The following is a 2,977-nucleotide window of genomic DNA, read 5'->3' as shown; positions in this document are numbered from 1 at the left end:
TACACCGCACCGGCAAGAATAGTTGATGATAATGTACTTTATTACGATGAAAATTAAATTTGCAATTAAAAATCTGTTTTATGGAAAAAAAATTTAACGTAGGTGACAAAGTAAGATGGAACTCAGAAGCGGGAAGCGTTTCAGGCACTATCATTAAAATACATACAAAGGATTTCGATTACAAAGGTTATACACATCACGCTACGAAAGAAGAACCTCAATATGAAATAAAAAGCAGCAAGACGGATCATATTGCCGCTCATAAAGGTTCCGCCCTTACTAAACTCTAAAAAAATAATCAAAGAAACGAATTGAGAAAACAACGAACCGCTAAAACGAACTGTGCAACCCTATCGCAATACTTCACAAATTCAAAGGACAAGAAAATAAACCTCAACTATCAAGTTTATTTTTGATACTAACTTCACATTCACAATTAAAGCATAGAAATCAATCAGTATAGAGTGCAAGATTTTCCTTTACTTTCTTTATACAAGCAACTTCTATTTAAACATCTCATCATAGGTAAACCATTCCCCATTCTGTTTTTATTTTATAAATAGGCTCCGATTTACTGACTGAATATACATGGCGTATTTTTTGCTTTGAATGAATGATATGTAGTGTGAATTGTGTAACTCTTATTACTAATTGTGTAAAGCTTTACACATTTAAGAACCAAAACCTTGTGGAGTAGGAATTCTTATTAAAATAAATAATTTCAATGAATAATTCACAACATATTTCTATTGCTGAACCTGTCAATGAGAATATTTCTTCAGGTGAAAATTTATCTTTTTGGTTTGAAACAATGGACCAACCTTTATCCTATGAAGTATTAAAAAGCGATATTAAAGCGGACGTTTTAGTTATTGGTGGAGGCATAGCTGGTCTTACCACTGCCTTTTGTCTTGCCAAAGAAGGACGTAAAGTAGTGCTGGTGGAAGATGGATTTATTGGCAGTGGCGAGTTAGGAAGAACAACGGCTCAACTTACCTGTGCACTTGATGATAGATATTTTGAACTGGAAAAAATATATGACGAGGCCACTGCATAATTAGCAGCTAACAGCCATATGAAGGCTATTGAATGGATAGCGAACACCGTTAAACAACATTCAATAGATTACCGTTTTAAAAGAGTAAATGGATATTTGTTTTTGCACTCTTCAGACACAAAAGAAACATTAGAGAAAGAATATGCAGCTACCAAAAGAGCAGGGCTTGCTACCGAAATGTTGAGCGGTATTCCAGGTATTAATGGAGAAGACGGTAAGTGGTGCATTAAATTCTCAGATCAGGCACAGTTTCATATTTTATTGTATTTAAAAGGATTGGCAGATGCTTTTATAAAATTGGGTGGAACAATTTACACTCAAACCAAAGCAGAAAATATTACCAAACATGGCGCATCTGCAAATGGATTTACAATAACTGCCCAACACATTGTAGTAGCTACCAACACTCCAGTAAACGATTGGGTTACCATGCACACCAAGCAATGGCCTTACCGCACTTATGTTATAACTGCTAAAATTCCTAAAGGTAAATTGCCTTATGCTATGTGGTGGGATACCGGCAATCATGAATCCAAATGGGTCTCTCAACCTTATCACTACGTTCGTTTGGCAGAATTTGATGAAAAACATGATTTACTTATATCAGGCGGCGAAGACCACCGTACAGGCCAGGCAGATGATGAAGGTATTAAAGAAGAAGATCGTTATACAGGATTGATTGAATGGACAAAAAAACGTTTTCCTTTTATTGAAAATATTGTATATAAATGGTCAGGGCAGGTTATGGAACCTATTGATTCTATGGCATACATTGGCAAAAACCCCGGCGATGATAACATTTATATTGTTACTGGTGATTCGGGTAATGGCATGACACACGGCACCTTGGGTGGAATAATTATTACAGACATTATCATGGAGAGAGATAATCCCTGGATTAAAATATACAGCCCATCCCGCATTACATCAAAAACTACCGGTGATTATTCAAAGGAGGTTGGAAATATGGTTTTGCAATATGGTGATTGGTTTACAGGAGCAGATATTAAAACCCCCGAAGATTTAAAACCAGGTGAAGGAGGAATCATGTCATCCGGATTTAGAAAAATTGCCGTGTACTGCGATGAAGAAAGCAACCTGCATACCTGTACAGCGGTGTGTCCTCACCTGGGCGCTGTTCTGCAATGGAATGCAGATGAGAAAACTTTTGATTGCCCAATGCACGGTTCCAGGTTTACAACAGAAGGCAAAGTGATTAATGGTCCGGCAACATCCGATTTGAAAAAAGTTAATATTAAAGAATAAAAAATGTTGAACAAATCAACTTGCAACTGATTCATATAACGCAATTGAACAATTTCAAAACAGAAATAGAAATGGATGAGAAATTTAATGATGCTACCAAACAACGTCCGCAAGGGGAACGTATTATGGATGCATCTTTGGTTACAATTGACCTCCACAATTTTATTAAACAGATTAGAGAGGAGAAAGCATGGAAGGATAGTGACCGCAACGCCATAACAGTTTTAAAACTGATGGTATGTGTATTGTACTAATAGCATTGCATAAAGATGCTGAAATGATAAAACATACAGCAGACGGAATGATTAGCTTACAAGTGATGGAAGGACAAATACTATTTACAACCGATGAACAATCAGTTGAATTAGGAAGGGGAGAAATGCTGGCACTACATGAGAACGTTCCGCACAGTGTGCAGGCCAAGGAAGAAACAATTTTTTTGTTAACACTTACAACAACATTGGCAGGAAAAAATTCCTGCCGGTAAATGAAAAACAGGTATGGGACAATATATTGTAAAAATAAAATCAGTTAAAAAAGTAACTCATGATGTGTTACAAGTTGTAACTGAAAAACCTCCTGCTTACACATTTATCAGTGGATAGGCTAAAGATATTTCAATAAACAATAACGAGTGGAAGGAAGAAAAAAGGC

4 protein-coding genes and 1 pseudogene are annotated in these 2,977 nt (G+C 36.2%); all 5 read left to right on the top strand.

Annotation, left to right across the window (positions count from 1 at the left end; genetic code table 11):
• Positions 1 to 80: 80 nt before the first annotated feature.
• Entirely contained in the window at positions 81 to 290 is a 210-nt protein-coding gene (locus tag H7254_RS18080; RefSeq protein ID WP_301934300.1) for a DUF2945 domain-containing protein, read from the top strand.
• A 434-nt stretch (positions 291 to 724) separates the two neighbouring features.
• Positions 725 to 1,915: pseudogene (locus tag H7254_RS18075) on the top strand (NAD(P)/FAD-dependent oxidoreductase); the annotation flags it as partial.
• Positions 1,889 to 2,323 carry a Rieske 2Fe-2S domain-containing protein gene (locus H7254_RS18070; RefSeq protein ID WP_367875455.1) on the top strand — a complete coding sequence of 145 codons (435 nt, stop codon included), beginning with the start codon at positions 1,889 to 1,891 and terminating at the stop codon, positions 2,321 to 2,323. The pseudogene H7254_RS18075 and the gene H7254_RS18070, both read left to right, overlap by 27 nt.
• Positions 2,324 to 2,394: 71 nt before the next feature.
• Positions 2,395 to 2,577, top strand: coding sequence for a hypothetical protein (locus tag H7254_RS18065; protein ID WP_301934299.1), 183 nt, complete (start codon positions 2,395 to 2,397; stop codon positions 2,575 to 2,577).
• Positions 2,562 to 2,810: an AraC family ligand binding domain-containing protein gene (locus H7254_RS18060; protein WP_301934298.1), complete on the top strand. Its 249-nt coding sequence runs from the start codon at positions 2,562 to 2,564 to the stop codon at positions 2,808 to 2,810. Before H7254_RS18065 ends, H7254_RS18060 begins: the two co-directional genes overlap by 16 nt.
• Positions 2,811 to 2,977: the final 167 nt, after the last annotated feature.

Source organism: Ferruginibacter sp. (genome assembly GCF_014377975.1).
Classification (GTDB): domain Bacteria; phylum Bacteroidota; class Bacteroidia; order Chitinophagales; family Chitinophagaceae; genus Ferruginibacter.
Note: the sequence above shows the minus strand (reverse complement) of the source record. Positions and strands in the feature narration are given on the sequence as shown.